Annotated in this window: 12 protein-coding genes; 7 read left to right on the top strand and 5 right to left on the bottom strand. The window is 56.3% G+C overall.

Going from position 1 to position 16,341, the window contains the following annotated elements; translation table 11 throughout:
* Positions 1–6: 6 nt before the first annotated feature.
* Together O77CONTIG1_RS06090 and O77CONTIG1_RS06085 are read left to right on the top strand one after the other, a co-directional pair.
* Positions 7–5,493, top strand: coding sequence for an AAA family ATPase (locus tag O77CONTIG1_RS06090; protein ID WP_068508919.1), 5,487 nt, complete (start codon positions 7–9; stop codon positions 5,491–5,493).
* A gap of 194 nt (positions 5,494–5,687) precedes the next feature.
* Positions 5,688–6,278, top strand: coding sequence for a slr1658 superfamily regulator (locus O77CONTIG1_RS06085; protein WP_068508917.1), 591 nt, complete (start codon positions 5,688–5,690; stop codon positions 6,276–6,278).
* A gap of 32 nt (positions 6,279–6,310) precedes the next feature.
* Here O77CONTIG1_RS06085 and O77CONTIG1_RS06080 read toward each other — a convergent pair whose 3' ends face one another.
* Entirely contained in the window at positions 6,311–7,198 is an 888-nt protein-coding gene (locus O77CONTIG1_RS06080) for an SPFH domain-containing protein (protein ID WP_068508915.1), read from the bottom strand.
* A gap of 126 nt (positions 7,199–7,324) precedes the next feature.
* Between O77CONTIG1_RS06080 and O77CONTIG1_RS06075 the strand changes: the two genes are divergently transcribed.
* Together O77CONTIG1_RS06075 and O77CONTIG1_RS24225 are read left to right on the top strand one after the other, a co-directional pair.
* Positions 7,325–7,726, top strand: a complete 402-nt coding sequence (locus tag O77CONTIG1_RS06075) for a hypothetical protein (RefSeq protein ID WP_068508914.1) — start codon at positions 7,325–7,327, stop codon at positions 7,724–7,726.
* Entirely contained in the window at positions 7,690–8,226 is a 537-nt protein-coding gene (locus O77CONTIG1_RS24225; RefSeq protein WP_156434975.1) for a hypothetical protein, read from the top strand. The genes O77CONTIG1_RS06075 and O77CONTIG1_RS24225 overlap by 37 nt, the downstream gene beginning before the upstream one ends.
* A gap of 248 nt (positions 8,227–8,474) precedes the next feature.
* Here O77CONTIG1_RS24225 and O77CONTIG1_RS06070 read toward each other — a convergent pair whose 3' ends face one another.
* Entirely contained in the window at positions 8,475–8,774 is a 300-nt protein-coding gene (locus O77CONTIG1_RS06070) for a hypothetical protein (protein WP_225894698.1), read from the bottom strand.
* Positions 8,775–9,040: 266 nt separating this feature from the next.
* Positions 9,041–9,283: a hypothetical protein gene (locus O77CONTIG1_RS24220; protein ID WP_156434973.1), complete on the bottom strand. Its 243-nt coding sequence runs from the start codon at positions 9,281–9,283 to the stop codon at positions 9,041–9,043.
* A gap of 25 nt (positions 9,284–9,308) precedes the next feature.
* On the opposite strand from O77CONTIG1_RS24220, the gene O77CONTIG1_RS06065 reads away from it, so the two are divergent.
* Positions 9,309–11,108: a GMC oxidoreductase gene (locus O77CONTIG1_RS06065; RefSeq protein WP_068508912.1), complete on the top strand. Its 1,800-nt coding sequence runs from the start codon at positions 9,309–9,311 to the stop codon at positions 11,106–11,108.
* Between the two features lie 163 nt (positions 11,109–11,271).
* On the opposite strand, the gene O77CONTIG1_RS06060 is transcribed toward O77CONTIG1_RS06065, so the two are convergent.
* Positions 11,272–11,667, bottom strand: coding sequence for a phage holin family protein (locus tag O77CONTIG1_RS06060; RefSeq protein ID WP_286132566.1), 396 nt, complete (start codon positions 11,665–11,667; stop codon positions 11,272–11,274).
* A gap of 837 nt (positions 11,668–12,504) precedes the next feature.
* Between O77CONTIG1_RS06060 and O77CONTIG1_RS06055 the strand changes: the two genes are divergently transcribed.
* Positions 12,505–12,687 (top strand): YqaE/Pmp3 family membrane protein, encoded by a 183-nt coding sequence (locus tag O77CONTIG1_RS06055; protein WP_068508908.1) that lies wholly within the window; start codon positions 12,505–12,507, stop codon positions 12,685–12,687.
* A gap of 208 nt (positions 12,688–12,895) precedes the next feature.
* On the opposite strand, the gene O77CONTIG1_RS06050 is transcribed toward O77CONTIG1_RS06055, so the two are convergent.
* Positions 12,896–15,454 (bottom strand): putative PEP-binding protein, encoded by a 2,559-nt coding sequence (locus O77CONTIG1_RS06050; protein ID WP_068508905.1) that lies wholly within the window; start codon positions 15,452–15,454, stop codon positions 12,896–12,898.
* Between the two features lie 362 nt (positions 15,455–15,816).
* Here O77CONTIG1_RS06050 and ilvN point away from each other — a divergent pair, with 362 nt between their 5' ends.
* Positions 15,817–16,341 carry an acetolactate synthase small subunit gene (gene ilvN / locus O77CONTIG1_RS06045; RefSeq protein ID WP_068508903.1) on the top strand — a complete coding sequence of 175 codons (525 nt, stop codon included), beginning with the start codon at positions 15,817–15,819 and terminating at the stop codon, positions 16,339–16,341.

Below are 16,341 nucleotides of genomic sequence, written 5' to 3'. Positions count from 1 at the left end.
TCCGGCATGGTCGTAATTGCAGGTTATGAAGTGCTGACCCAACTCCACATGAGCAGTCGCTCGGTGGTCTATCGGGCTGAGCGCGAGTTGGATCGAGTGCCTGTGATTCTTAAAGCAACTCAGTCGGAATATCCCAGCCTGGAGGAGCTGGCGCGGTTTCGGCTGGAGCATGAGATTTTGAATCGGCTGTCGGCGGTGGACGGGATCAGCCGCGTCTATGGACTGGAGCCACACCAGAGCGGCGTGGTGCTGGTGCTGGAGGACTTTGGCGGCGAGTCGCTGCAACGGCTGCTGCTGAGGCGATCGCTCGATGTGCCAGAGGCGCTGTCGGTGGCGATCGCCCTGGCGGAGATTCTGGGCCAGGTTCATGCCGCCAGCGTGATTCACAAAGACGTGAACCCTGCCAACGTGGTGTATGACGCAGATACGGGCCGCATTGGGCTGATCGACTTTGGCAATGCCACCGTGCTGTCGCGCGAAAACCCCACCCTGCAAACGCTGAATCGACTGGAGGGCACGCTAGCCTACCTGTCGCCAGAGCAGACCGGGCGGATGAATCGCTCGCTAGACTATCGTACTGATTTTTACTCGCTGGGGGCGACCCTGTATGAACTGCTGACGGGCAATCCGCCCTTTAGCACGTCTGACCCAATGGAGCTAATCCATAGCCACCTGGCCAAGCAGCCCGACCCGCCCCACGAGGTCAACCCAACCGTGCCGCCTGTGCTGTCGCAGATCGTGCTAAAGCTGCTGGCCAAAAATGCTGAAGACCGCTACCAGAGCGCCTATGGCCTCAAAACCGATCTGGAGCGCTGTCTGGTAGACCTGCGGGCCACTGGGGCGATCGCCCCCTTTCCGCTGGGGCAAGACGACGCTTCCGGTCGCTTCCAGATTCCCCAAAAGCTCTACGGGCGAGAGCGAGAGGTGCAGCTTTTGCTCGACGGGTTTGAGCGGGTGGCAGCGGGGCAGGCGATCGCCGCCGGAGCCGCAGAGCGGGGGCGCGTCCTCGACGGAGAGCCGATGACTCCGTCCAAACTGCCAGCGCTACGGGCCGCGATGACGGCCGCCGGACGCAGCGAGGTGATGCTGGTGGCGGGCTATTCCGGCATCGGCAAGTCGTCGCTGGTGCAGGAAATCTACAAACCCATTACGCGCCACAAGGGCTATTTCATCGCGGGCAAATATGACCAGTTTCAGCGAAATATTCCCTACTCCGCGCTGATTCAGGCCTTTCAAGAGCTAATGCGGCAACTGCTGACCGAGAGCCAGACGCAGATCGACCGCTGGAAAACGCTGCTGTCGAAGGCGCTGGGGCGCAACGGACAGGTGGTGATCGAGGTGATTCCCGAAGTGGAGCTGATCATCGGCCCACAGCCAGCGGTGCCGCTGCTGGCTCCCCAGGCGGCCCAAAACCGCTTTAACCTGGTGTTTCAAAATTTCATTCAGGTGTTCACCCAGGCAGAACACCCGCTGGTGATGTTTCTGGATGATTTGCAATGGGCAGATGTGGCCTCGCTGAAGCTGATCGAGCGCCTGCTGATTGCGCCGGATAGCCGCTATCTTTTCCTGGTGGGGGCCTATCGCAGCAACGAAGTCAGCCCGGCCCACCCGCTGATGCTGACGCTGGATCAGATTCGGCAGGAGGGCGTGCGGATTAGCCAGATCGACTTGGCTCCGCTGGATGCAGACACCGTGCAGCAGATTGTGGCCGATACGTGCTGTGTCGCGCCCCAGGCGATCGCCCCCCTGGCCAACTATGTGATGCAAATTACCGAAGGCAACCCGTTTTTTCTGACGGAATTTCTCAAGTCGCTGTATGCCGAAGGGCTACTCAACTACGATGCGTCGTCGGGAAACTGGCAGTGGGATCTGAGCCAGATTCGCGATACGGGGCTACCCGAAGATGTCGTTGAGCTGATGGCCGACAAGATCCAAAAGCTAGAGCCAGACACCCAGCGCGTATTGCGGCTGGCGGCCTGCCTGGGCAACCAGTTCGACGTGCCTACACTGGCGATCGCCGCCGACTTGTCCCAGAGCGCAGTGGCGGCCGACCTCTGGCAGAGTGTGCAGGAAGGGCTGGTGATGCCGCTGGGCGGTGGCTATCCGTTTGCCAGCCTGGAGCAGAATGGGCAGGAGTCGTCCAGCGCAGACGAGTTGCAGAGCGATCCGGCGTGGAATCGCGACCTGGTGTTTCGATTTCTACACGACCGGGTGCAGCAGGCGGCCTACTCGCTAATTCCCGAAGCCGAACGCGAAACGATCCACTATCGCATTGGGCGATCGCTCCTCACCCACAGTTCCGCAGACCAGCAGGAGGAGCGCCTGTTTGACATCGTGAATCACCTGAACACAGGCATCGGGCTGATTGCCAACCCCGTCGAGCGGCACGAGTTGGCTCGGCTAAACCTGAAAGCAGGCACCAAAGCCAAAGAATCCAACGCCTACGACACGGCGCTGCGCTATCTGCGGGTCGGAGCCGACCTGCTCGACCAGCACAGTTGGCAAAATCAATACGAACTCACTCTGGCGCTGTACGAAGAGGCTGCCGAAGCCGCTTACCTGAAAGGCGATTTTGATCTGGTCAACCAGCTTGCCGACATGATCCTGCATCACGCCCGCGCCAACCTAGACACCGTGAAGGCTTACCAAACGCAAATCTCCGCCTATTCCGCCCAAAACAACATGGACGCGGCGCTCGATGTCTTCGTGACGGCGATCAATCGCCTGGGGCTGAAAATTCCGCGCCATCCCAGCCGCCTCCAGGTCGGGCTGGAGCTAATGCGGACGCGCTTTTGGGTGATTGGCAATCGCTCCTCTCGCGATCTGGAAGCGCTGCCGCCGATGACCGATCCGGTCAAAGAAGGCATCATGCGGCTCGTTAGCTCACCCATCATGGCGGCTGCCAATGCTGCCCCTTATCTGATTGCAGTCACGGCGCTGCGCGTGATCAACCTGATGGTGAAATATGGCAGCTCGCCTCAAACGGCGGCACAGGGCGTGGCCTATGGCGTGATGCTGCGGGCAGGGCTGGGCGATATTGACCGGGCCTATGACTTTGGCCAGCTCAGTCTGCGCGTCGTAGAACGGCTCAACGCCCGCCAGTTCAAAACGATCGTCATTGTCGGCTTTGAAACCTGCCTGCGCCACTGGAAAGAACCGCTGCGGCGATCGCCCCCTGAACTCCTCGCCGCCTATGCCGAAGGGCTGGAACTGGGCAACCAGGAGGCGGCTTCGCTGGCTGCCTCGGTCTACTGCTTTCACCAACTGCTGCTGGGCGAACCGCTGTATGAGGTGGCCGAAGCCTTTCAGCAATATGAAACCCAGCTTCTCAGCTTTGGACAGGAGCAGGTGGTCTATTCCATGCTGCCGTGGCATCAGCTCGTGCTGCACCTGCGCGGCCAGGGTATCGAGGGCGATTCTGGAACAGATCACTACGCGAATCGCCTGGTTGGCAGCATCTACAACGAAGACGAAATGATGCCCCAGTTTATAGACAGGCAACTGGGAGTGCCACTATTCTACGGCTCTATTGCCAAGGTGATCTGGGCGTATCACATCGGCGACTATGCCACGGCGATCAAAACCGGAAAACAGGCTGTGGCATATCAAGAATCGTCGCCCATGACCTCCCTCTATGCCCTCTTCTATTTTTATTGGCCGCTGGCCTACCTGGCGCATTACAACAGCGTTTCGCCCAAGGTGCAGCGGCAATATCTGCGCCAGATTAACAAATTTCTGCGAATGACCAAACGCTGGGCGACCTACTGCCCTGCCAACTACCTGCATCGCCATCTGCTGCTAGAAGCCGAGCGGCTGCGGGTGCTGGGGCGCACGGCCGAAGCCATCGATGCCTACGATCAGGCAATTCAGGCTGCTAAAGACAATAACTTTATCAACGACCTGGCGCTAGCCCAGGAGCTAGCGGGCAAGTTTTATCTGGCGCTAGGTAAAGAACGACTGGCCCAATCTTATCTAATCGATGCCCGCTATACTTACCTGCGCTGGGGCGCAACTTACAAAGTAGACGCGCTCAACACGCTCTATCCGCAACTGCTGGACCGACGGATGGAAGCCTCGTCCAGAACTGAGCTAATGAACCAAACAATAGTGCTGGGGTCGAGCAGTTCTACAGGCGGAACTCAGGGGCTAAACCTGGATTTGGATACGGTGATCAAGGCGGCGCAGGCGATTTCTGGGGAAATTGTGCTGGCGAACCTGCTGGAGAAGTTGCTAAAGCTGGCCATCGAAAATGCAGGCGCACAGAAGGGCTGTCTGCTGCTGCTTCAGGGCGATGAACTGCGAATTGAGGCAGAAGGACAGTTGGAGGAGGAGGAATTGGTGCGGGTGCAGTCGCGATCGCCCGACGAGCAAACCCTGCCGCTGTCGCTGATCTATTATGTGCAGCGCACCCGCGAAGACGTGGTGCTGCGGGATGCGGTGGAGGAGGGTCTGTTCACCACCGATCCATATATCGTGCAGCACCAGTTGCGTTCTGTCTTGTGTTCGCCCATTTTGAACCAGGGCAATCTGATTGGGCTGCTGTATCTGGAAAACAACCTGGCCACCGATACCTTCACACCAGAGCGGGTGACGGTGCTAAATATTCTCTCGGCGCAAGCGGCGATCGCCCTGGAAAATGCCCAGTTCTACCGCACGCTAGAGCAAAAAGTTGAAGAGCGTACCGCCCAGCTTGCCCGCGCCAACGACGAAATTACGCTGCTGAACCAGCAGTTGCAGTCAGAAAACCTGCGAATGGGCGCAGAACTGGCCATTACCCGCCAAATTCAGCAAATGATGCTGCCCAAAGATCACGAGCTAGATCAAATCGAAGGATTGGAAATTGCTGGGTTTATGGAACCCGCTGATGAAGTTGGCGGCGACTATTATGACGTGCTGCACGACAACGGCGCGGTCAAGATTGGGATTGGCGATATCACGGGTCACGGATTGGAAAGCGGTATGCTGATGCTCATGGTGCAGACGGCAGTGCGAACGCTGCTCTCCACGCAGGAAACCGACTCAGTGCGCTTTCTCAGCACGCTCAATCGCGTGATCTACGACAACGTGCAGCGCATGAACTGCGATCGCAGCCTAACCCTGGCCCTATTGGACTACGAAGCCGGACAACTGCGCCTCAGCGGACAGCATGAAGAAGTGTTGGTCGTGCGGGCGAATGGCGAAATCGAGTCGATTAACACCATGACGCTGGGCTTTCCGGTGGGTCTAGTGGAAGATATTTCCGACTTCATCACCCACACCCACATTCACCTGCAACCGGGCGATGGCGTGGTGCTGTATACCGACGGCATCACCGAAGCCGCCAACGAAATCCATGAGCTATATGGCATTGAGCGGCTGTGTCAGGTGATTAGCCAGCACTGGCAGCGCTCAGCCATTGAGATTCGGCAGGCGGTGATTGACGATGTGCGTCGTCACATCGGACAGCAAAAAGTGTTTGATGACATCACGCTTTTAATTGTGAAACAGCGCTAGGAGGCTGCTTGATAGTTCGCTAAATCCCGCTTGTTTGTGGATCAAAATCGAAAAAGCCAATTAGAATTTTGTGCATTCATTCCGATCGTGTTTCCTCATTTTTGCTCATTTCTGTGGATTTGGTAACTTTGCCTATGAGCCTGCAACTTGCTCCTGCATGATTCGTCCTCAATGATCCGCCCCCGGCCTCCTGCATGAATCAAATTTTTGGAGAATTTGACGACGCTTTACAGCCCAATCAGGAATATCTGATTTTGGGCTTTTCGCCCAGCGCCAAATCGATTCGCCAGCGCTGGCGCAATAACGGGCTGTCCGCTAATTTTCTGGCGGATTACATGGTGACGTTCTTTCCTGCCGACGAGCGCGACCCCAAAACGCTGAACCGCCGCACCGAAATGCAGGATGCCGTCCGCTACATTGCCAACGAGCTGCTGGAAAACGCGATGAAGTTTCACGACGACGCTTCCCGCCAACCCATCAGCATCAAGCTACAACTCCACCCCGATCGCCTGGTGTTTTGGGTGACGAACAGCGTCAAACCAGAGGCGATCGCCCCCTTTCAGCGCTTTATCCAGGAAATTCTCGCGGCCCAACCGCTGGAACTCTATATCCAGCAGCTAGAGCAAAACGCCCTCAGCGACGAACACACCGCTTCCGGCATTGGTCTGCTGACGATGATGGTCGATTATCGGGCGATCGTCGGCTGGAAATTTACCCAGCATGAGCAAGCCCCTGAAGCACCGCCCATGACTACGGTAACAACGCGAGTGCAGGTGCCGATTTAGCGCAAGCTTATCTTATCTCTCTCAGCAATCAGCTAAATTCGCGTATCGATGATGGGCTGTACGTTTTGCTCGGAAGTCAGCACTACCAGTAAGTTATTAATCAGGGCAGCTTTAGTCGCAGGATCGAGTTCGATCAGGTTGCCGTCGTTGAGGCGTTGCAGCGACAGCTCTACCATGCCCAGTGCGCCTTCGATGATTTGCTGGCGGGCGGCGACCACGGCTTGCGCCTGCTGACGACGCAGCATCACCTGAGCAATTTCGGGCGCATAAGCAAGATAAGATAAGCGGCTTTCGATCACTTCGACTCCGGCCACTTGCAGGCGGGCTTGCAGTTCTTCGCGCAGGGCGATCGCCACTTCGTCCTGGCTACTCCGCAGCGAGGGCGTGTCGGCATCGCCCGCATCATAGGGATAGCGAATCGCCAGCGTGCGGATGGCCGTCTCGCTCTGGATTTCGACAAATTTTTCGTAGCTGTCTACGTCAAACACGGCCTGGGCCGAATCCGCCACGCGCCACACCACCACCGCGCCGATTTCGATCGGGTTGCCCACCGAATCATTCACCTTGAGGCGATCGCTGTTCAGGTTTCGCACCCGCAGCGACACAAATCGACGCGCCGCAAACGGATTGATCCACCAAAAGCCCTCTTTTCGCACGGTTCCGATATATTTGCCGAGAAACACCAGCACCACCGCCTGGTTGGGCTGCACCGTCAAAAAGCCCCGCGCCGCCAGCAAACCCAGCGCCAGCAGCAGGATTCCCAACAGATTGCCCGCAGTCAGCGTTTCGATCTCTGCGCCCGTGCCCGCGCCAAACAGGCTTTTGCAAAGCGCCACGCCTACGCCCGCCACCGCCAGCAGCAGGGCGATCGCCACCAGCCCCAATACGGTAGACGCAGGAAATTCTCGTTTCGGCTCCATAAAGACCTCCAGACCAGGCTAACGGGCAACCAGCGCCGCTATCAGAGCCTATTTTGGCATAGCGGCTGGGGAAGTCTGGAATCCCTTAAGATTTAATGCTTCTCTCTGACTATTTACGGCAATTATTTGGTGTTTCCCTATCATTTTGATGATGCCAGCTACACCAAGGCCGAGATGGATGCCTTGTCGGATGAGAAAAAGCAAGATCTACAAAAGTGGAAAGCCTGGAAGAGGAAACATGTTGACTTTGCCAAAATTGAGCAGTCAACGGTGGCAATTGGGACAGGGGGTACTTTTGCCGAAGCAGTGCTAGGTCGATTTAATGCGTCAGAAAAACTGGATTTGACTCGCTTCTGGAACTGGCAGGACTCGCCGATTCCAATCCAAGCCCCTAACATTGAAGGAATTAAACCAGGTAGTCGGGCGATCGCAGACAACACCACATCTGGGCAGTTGGCACCCCCGCGATTAACCTCATCAACCCTTCTGCTATGCCTGATCCAAACTTTGCTGCAATCCAGGCGTTAGCAACAGCCAACCTCTTCCGCGATGCATCCGGCCTATCGAATGTTGTAGGTCTGGCTCAAGATTTAGGTAAGAGCACTAGCACCGCCAGTAGCGCTGGTGCCGCTGCTGCACTCAAAGCGACTGAGTCTGCTCTGGCTCCACCGCCCGCTCCAGCTAAAACTGGGGATACACCCAAGCCGGGAGATGCCTCCAAGCCAGGGGAGTCTGCAAAACCTCCTGGCGGCGATGCGTCCGCTGCACCTGCCAGTCAACCCGATCAGGCGCTCAAGGCATTGGAAGCTGGACAAGCCAAGCTGGATAATGCGGTTAAGTTATCAAGTTTGCCGACTAACGTCTCCATCGCAGGGGCAATCATCAATGCCAGCCTCAGCTTAGAAGCAGTTGCGATGGCCGCTCAGGGAGGGACACCTACACCAACGACACGGGAGCGGAGTGGCGCTGTTTCTGAACCTCGACCCGCGGCACGAGAGCCGAAGCCTACAGATCCGCCTAAATCGTAATCCTAGAACTTCTCTAAAAATCGCTAATAGCTAAGGAAGATTCAAATCACCTGACTATCAGTAAGCTTGACAAACTCCGGGCATTTTGGCATCAAGCCTGTAGCTGGAGAGGCAATGGCAGAGATGCCCTGTGTAACCTGTTTGAAATTTTCGATTGGGGATTGGGGATTTTAGACTGGGGAGTTTGGATTTTGGATTGGGGGATTGAACCACCAAAATCCAAAACCCAAAATCTCCCTTATCTGTTCTTACTCATTCACGCCAGGGTTGCTCCGCATTTCGCGGTGCAGGCAGCGCAGCACTTCGCCGGGTTGCTCGGCGTTGAGGACGATGCCGTTGGGTGGGAATTCCAGGGCGCGAGTCCACTCGAAGCGTTCGGCGTAGCGGAGCAGGTGCAGCCGGTCGATCGCCAGTTGCGCGTCTTCGGGCAGGCCGATGATGTAGTGGCGCAGGCGGCGACGGTGGGGCAGTTCGCAGGTGAGCGGGGGCAGCGAAAACTGGGTCGCCTCCGAGCGTGGGGACGACCAGGTGTATTGAATTGTTAGCATTTGGGGTTTCCTCCTGGAAACAAGTGGGGTAGGAAACCCCGAAATGTTGGCCGCCCCCGGAGGTGAAGCGCTGGGACAGGGCGGCCTACAATGGACGCAGCCCTGAGACAGCCTGGATCTGTCGAGGGGTCAGGCGTTGGTGGGTGTTGGTCGCACCTGCCAGCGCCGTAAGTGACTAAACGACCAAAATTTCGGGGGAAAACAAGCTGCTCGCACGACAGCTATGGCGCAATGTATTACAGCATAGGACGGGCGATCGCCAAGCATCACCGCCCCATATTTTTTAGCACGATTTTCTCAGCCCAATTTTGTGGGATAAGAATATCCGGGAGGTCTGGGAAGGGCGATCGCCCCTTTGTGCAGCGCTGAGCAATCTCCTGAGGCTGGGGTCGATCTAATGTCTTTGCTTTTTGACATAGACCTATCTTATCTTTCAGGATTTTGGGGCGATCGCGCTGGAGATCTGCATGAAAGGGTTCGTCGCTGGCTAGCGCCGCCTTTTTATGCAAGCCCCCTTAGAGGAAACAAGCCCCCATGTTCACCATCCGCTTTAGAACCGTTAACTATCGCCCCGATCGCCTGATTACGCTGCGAAACAACATCGACGGCTGGGACAAAGACCTCCCCGGCATCTATGACAGCGGCGAATGGCGGTTTGAGCTGCCGGAAGCCCGCTACCCCAACGGACTCACCTTCAAGTTTGTGCTAGAGCGCACCTACTGGATGACTGGAGCCGATCGGTTCATCCAGCCCCAAGCGGGGAGCGACTTTTTCTATCAAGAGCCAGACATTCAGTTTCCGCCGATTCAGGAAATGGTCGTGGAAAACGGTCATGTCCAGCAGATGTTCTTTCCGCCCAACCTGGACGAAGCCCATCTATTTGACGTGATTGTGATTGGCTCTGGCATTGGCGGCGGCATCCTGGCCGATCAGCTTTCCAATCGCGGCATGGATGTGCTGGTGCTGGAGGCGGGCAGCTATCTGTTTCCTACGCATACCGCCAACCTGCCACGCCAGCATCGCATCGGCCAGTTTGACAAGCACGTCTGGAGCCTCTACGACGAGTTCAAAGTCACCAACTACGCCAACGGCTACGGCTCCCAGTTCGACGGAGGGCAAGCCTTTAGCTTGGGCGGGCGATCGCTCTTTTGGGGCGGGCTGATTCCGCGCATGACCACCTGGGAAATGGAGTCCTGGCCCCGCAGCGTCCGCTGGTTCCTAGAAGACGGCGGCTATCAGCAGGCCGAAGACCTGATGAACCGCGTGCCCCTGCCGCCTACGCCCTACCGCCGCCGGGTCAAGCGCTTTTTGCAGCAGACCCTCGACCAGTTCAACCATTTCGACGCGCCAATGGCGGTGCAATATTCCAACACGCAAGACCTCAGCACTATTCCCACGGGCATGTTTTCTACGGCAGATCTGCTGATGGAGTCGATGCTAACCAACGGTCCCCAGGGCAATCAAAACCTCTCCATCAACCTCAACCATCCCGTGGTGCGGGTCGAAACGGCAGGCACATCGGTCACGCAGGTGGTTGCCTACGACCTCATCGCCCAGCAAGAGCGCCGCTATCAAGCAAAGCAAGTGGTGCTTGCCGCAGGGACAATCGAAAGCGCTAAAATCGCCCAACTCAGCAGACTCAGCGACCCCAACGGCAAAATCGGCGTTGGCATCACCGACCATCCCATTTTCTTCACGCATTTTGTCCTGCCTGCTACTGCCGAGCTTTACGACCCCACCTCTTCCAGCAAGGTGCTGTGTCAATATCGCGAAGGGCCCAATCCGTTCAATATCGTGCTGGAGTTTGGCGCGGACTTTAACCAGGGGCGCTATGTGGATCTGGAACTACTGGAGCGGCATCGGCGCGAGCGGGGCAACGTCATGCTCTGCGAAATCGTGTTTTTGCTGGATGCGCCGCTGATGGAGCAAAATACCGTGCGGCAGTTGGGGCCGTCCTACGTCAGACCTGTGGTGCAGATGCAGCCCTGCCCGGTGGATGGGGCGCTGTTTGCCGAGATGAATCGACTCAAAGATCAGCTGATTGCCGCGCTGGGGGGACAGCCGCTGGTGGGCAACGACCTCAGCCTCAAGCCCGCCGGATTGGGCGGCGTTGCCCATGAAGTCGGCACGCTGCGAATGAGCGGCGAAACACAGGATGGTGTAGCGCTCAACGATGGCGTGGTGGATACAAACCTCAAGTTTCTGGGGTACGACAATCTCTATGTCTGCGACCTGTCGGTATTTCCCTCGTCGCCCGCCGCCAACCCAACGCTGACGCTGGCAGCAATGGCCATCCGTCTGGCGGAGCATCTGAAGCAGGTGACGCTGGTTTAGCGATTCGAGTTGGAGAATTAAAACTTGGGAACGAAAAGCGGGACGGCCAGGCACAGCGCCTCGAACCATCCCGCTTTTCAGCTTTATCGCGAATCCTCAAGCTGGGGAAGCAGGGAGGGCGATCGCCCCCACTCAACGCTTCACCCCTTGCCAGAACAGTGGTCTAGCTTGCCTTCTCAACTTCTTTGGTTTCCAGCGTCACCGCAGGCGTAGAGCCAGCATTCAGCGTCTTAGCCGCTTGCTTCTCAGCAAAGTAGCGGTTTAGCAAGGTGCTGGCGAAGGTGAGTACCACCGGCCCCAACAGGAAGGCCAGCAGACCACTGACCGCAAATCCAGGCACAAACAGCGATGCCAGCCAGAAGCAGAACCCGTTGACCACAAAGCCAAATAGGCCCAGCGTCAAGAAGTTAATTGGCAGCGACAGCAGCGACAGAACCGGTTTAACCAGCGTGTTCACCACACCAATCGACACCCCAGCGAGTAGGGCCGCAGGAAAGTTAGCCAAAGTTACCCCTGGCACTACGATGTCTACCACCAGCAGGCTCAGGGCTGTAATCAAAGTCGTCAACAAGTATCCCAACATAGCAGTTCCATCCAGGTTGAATCAAAACAACTTGAAGCCTTCATCGAATCTGTGAACCGCCGTTTCACTAATGCTTTTTGTTATCTGCTTTTTGTTATCTCGTACATCCTGCGATCGCAATGGTTCAACAGGATGAATAACTAGACGGATAACTGGTGTGGATAACCATTGACTAGTGAACGTTTGATTCACTCCATTCACGTCACTTCATCTCATAGATTCAGTATAGTACCGATTAATTTCACACTAAAGCATCTGTCTTTATGGTCATCTCTACTCAATTGATTTAGAAAATACGACCTGTTTCCAATCACACAACGTCAAAATTTATGCTTATTACTCTCAGATCTCCACATCCTGCCTGCGAAGTGACCCTCAAAAAGCTTGCCATTAAAGCGACTTAGAGCTTTTTTCGGGCGATCGCTCGATGAATATTGACGAATATTAAAACTCCACAATGTAAAACTCAGCACATTAATCATTCGCAGCCGAACCGCTAAAAAGGGTAATTTCCGACCTTTGACATAAGAGAATACCGACCATCCACTTCTAAAGAAATAGAAACGAATAATCACGAAATTAATGAATGTGATCTCCGTAACATTCAGGTTCGGATTTTACCCGCTAAATCTACTTTTGGAACCGTTTCCAAAGATAATAGTTCGCTACTATGGAAAAGTACAGTTCACTGCACCTGTTGTTCAAAGTTCTTTAGATTTCTGAAGTCTTGAACTTGGCTCTAAAATCATGGGCCACAGGTTCATACGACTGCTCTAGCAACGTTTCCGTTTCCCTTGATTGAGTAGGTGGCTTATGAAATTAGTACGCATTCTCCTATCGGTTCTGTTGCCCCCCGTCGGCGTGTATCTGACCTATGGCTTCAGCTCCACGCTACTGATCAATATCCTGTTGACGCTTCTGGGCTTTGTGCCGGGGGCGATTCACGGACTCTGGGCCGTGATGAAGCATGAGGAAAAGCTGAATCAGGAAGTATAGTCGAGCGCAAGAGTAGCGTTGGGTGATTGGAGTGATTGGAGTGTTGGAGGGCTAGAGCAAGTTGCTGAAGCGATTTTGCGCCTCCGTCACTCCGTCGCTTTCTAGCTGCACTTTCTAAGTGCATCTAATTGCACCGAATGGCACCGTCCGCCTGCATCTCGTCTGATTGCACCTTCCGATTGCCCCAGTGAATTGCCTCAGTTCACGCTCATCCCAGCAGTTCGCGCTCTGCGATGACGGTTTCGGCGCGGGCGATCGCCCATTGCACACTGCGGGCTGCACCCGGCGCTACGCAGAGCGCGGTGATTCCCCAGCGCACCCATTCTTCTACCAGATCAAGATGCTGACTGGGCAATTCGCCGCAGAGCGTGCAGGGAATCCCAAGCTGGCGAGCCGTTTGAACCAAGTGTCGAATCGCACGCTGCACAGCGGGATGGCGCGGCGGAAACGCCTCGGAGAGGTGCGGCAGGTCGCGATCGGCCGCCAGCAGCAGTTGCGCCAGGTCATTGCTGCCAATGGCAATGCCCTGCACCCCGGCCTGCACTAGCTCCGGCAATAAAAACAGCACCGATGGCACCTCTGCCATGCTCCAAAGCTGAAAGTCGGGCGCATTCCATAACCCCGCTTCCAGCGTCCGCTGGCGGCAAAAGCGCACCTCTTCGACCCCGCGCACAAAGGGCAAAATAAGTCGAAGATTGGCATAGCCAGCCTGCTGTACCTGTCGCAGCGCCAAAAGCTCCGCCTCAAACCAGGCGGGGCTGTTTTTGTAGCTAAAGGCACCGTGCATTCCCAGGGTTGGGTTTGGCTCCGGAGAACCAGGCTGGGAACTGGAGAAAGCACCCAGAAAGTCCTGCGATCGCACGTCTAGCGACCGATAAAACACGGGGCGGGGCGCAAAGGCGGCGGCAATGGGAAGGATTTTTTGGGCGATCGCCTCTGCCACTTCCTCTGCCACCTCCTTGCCGAATTCTGCCGGAAACGCGCCAGTCCTGTTTGCGGATATTTCAGCGCGCGCTCTCTCACCTTGAGGAATCGTCCCCTCGCGCCTGGTCTGGCTGCTCCATTGATGCAACAGCGGCATCAGCAGATGCTCTGCCCGCAGCAACCCAACCCCCTCGCTGGGCAAGTTTGTGAGCGTATTCAAATCAGCAGCGTGCCCTAGCGCTAGCAGCAGTTTCGTGTGAGTCCTGGGTAGAGGGGAGGCTCCTAGGGCATCCAGGTCAGACGTAGACACTGGGGCCAGTTCTGGATAGCGTGTTTCCTGAAACTCATTGGGTGCAACTGGGAGGCGATGAATCAAACCGCGATCGCCATCTACCGTTACCCATTCGCCCGTCCGCAAAATCTGCGTCACGCCCGCCACGCCCACCACTGCCGGAATGCCGAGTTCTCGCGCCAAAATCGCGCCATGACTGGTCATGCCACCCTGCTCTGTCACAATGCCACCCGCCCGCTGTATCAACCCCAACCACCTCGGCGGCACATGCGACATCACCAACAGTTGCCCTGCTGGAAAGTCTGGCGGTAGCTGATTCACATCCTCCACCACCCAGACCTCAGCCGAAACCCGACCCGTTGCCGCCGCCAGCCCGCACAATGGTAATGGTTCAGTCGCTTGGGCATTAGTCTCTTGAGCATTAGTCTCTTGAGCATCGATTGCTAGAACAGTCGTGGCAATAGACGACCCCGGAGCAGTCCCCACTGCACGGGGAAATACAACATTTAGTTGGGTCAGTTGAAACTGGGGCAGTTCGCCCGACTCAAGCGGCCCCAGCGTCCACTCTAGATCGACGCTACTGCCAAGCGTTTGCTGAATCTGGTGCGACAGTGCGAGCAATGCCTGAAGTTGCGAGTCACTCAGGCTAGGTTGATGCTGTTGGGACGGCTCTAGCAGTTCGATCCGTAGAGCCGATGCAGAAGAGCGCAGGCTGCTGGGGACAGAAGCAGACGACTTCTGACACAGCCGATAGCAATAGGGCTTGGGGTGAACCTGCCGAACCACTGGCAGAAGTTTTCGATTGACAGTTGCCTCTGCGGCGGGTTCTTGGCTGACAGGAGGGTTTGTGAACAAAAAGCGATCCGGAACCAGTTCTCCCCAGGTCAGAGCGGTTCCCAATCCCCAAATCGACTGAATTTCGCAGTTTGTCGGACTGACGCAAGCCGTTCCTGCCGCCACCCCGTCGCAAATCGGCTGTATTAGCACGCCCAGATGGAGCTGATGAAGCTGGAGGCGCGATCGCTGCCAAACGAATAGGCTTTTGGCCCGAAACAGCTCTGCCCACACCAGCCGCAGCGCCAGGGCGATCGCCCCTCGGTTTGCCTCACAAATCTGCGACCCCAATAGCCCCCGCATCCGTCCGCTGAAGGTCGGGTCGAGTCCTGCCGCCAGCCCCAGCGACGGCCGCACAATCACCATCGGCGACTGCCACTGCCGTACCTGCGCCTCGACCCCCGCCAGCCAGTCGTCCCAGAGCGGTGTAGAGAGAATAGACTGGCGAATGGTTTGGGCGATCGCCTGAAGCTGCTGCGGCCGATCGACATCCACATGCAGCGACGAATCAGGCAAATCCGCAAATAGCGGCTCCTGCCAGTCCAAACTTGACAGAAACCGCCGCAGCACTCGCGCCCCCACCACAACCCCCGGCAAGACCGGGAATCCCCGCTGCTCCAGCAGTCCCAAATAGTAGGCTTTGTCTCCGACCTCCGTTCGGTCAGCAGGCTGGATCTGCCCCAACCCGTAGAGGTCTTTGAGTGCGTCCCCATGCATACGCCGTCGCCGTTTGAGATGAGTAGTTGCGAAAAAGGCTCGATAGAGGGGTCTCTCAACCTATTTAAGACGGGTTATTCTAAGACGGGTATTCAAGACGAGTGATTACGTAAGAGTGATTTAAGACAGCTTATCCAAAACGCGGATGAGATTGTGTTCCTGTATTTCTTAACATCTTTTCATCATACGCTCTGAACTCGCTCTGAATAGACTGGTGCAAAAATTCTCGCAATCCCTTAACGTTCAGACAGGAATAGAGCGCATGGGTCGGGCTAAGATTGATAAACCCATTGATAAACACTACGTTTAATCCAATTCCTAAACGCTAACCTTGGTGGCGGTTCGCAGTCCCATCGCATCCCATGAAGCATACTATCTCTGTGTTGGTCGAAGATGAAGCGGGCGTGTTGACCCGGATTGCGGGCCTGTTTGCCCGACGGGGTTTCAACATCGAAAGTCTGGCGGTTGGCCCGGCGGAACAATCTGGCATTTCGCGCATTACGATGGTTGTTCCTGGCGACGACGCGATTATCGAGCAGTTGACCAAGCAGCTTTACAAGCTGGTCAACGTCCTCAAAGTGCAAGATATTACTGAAACGCCCTGTGTTGAGCGGGAACTGATGCTGCTCAAGGTCAACGCCACCAGCGTCACCCGGTCGGAAATTATCGAGCTGGCGCAGATTTTCCGGGCGCGGGTCGTGGATGTGGGCGAAGACTCACTGACACTGGAAGTCGTAGGCGACCCTGGCAAAATGGTGGCAATCGTGCAGCAGCTTGGACGATTTGGCATCCGCGAAGTGGCCCGCACGGGCAAGATCGCCCTGGTGCGTGAGTCGGGCGTGAATACCGAGTTTCTCAAGCTCCAGTCGATGGAAGCGCGGGTTTAG

The organism is Leptolyngbya sp. O-77, from assembly GCF_001548395.1.
GTDB lineage: Bacteria > Cyanobacteriota > Cyanobacteriia > Elainellales > Elainellaceae > Thermoleptolyngbya.
The sequence above is the reverse complement of the archived record's forward strand: the minus strand, read 5'-3'. Positions and strand labels throughout refer to the sequence as shown.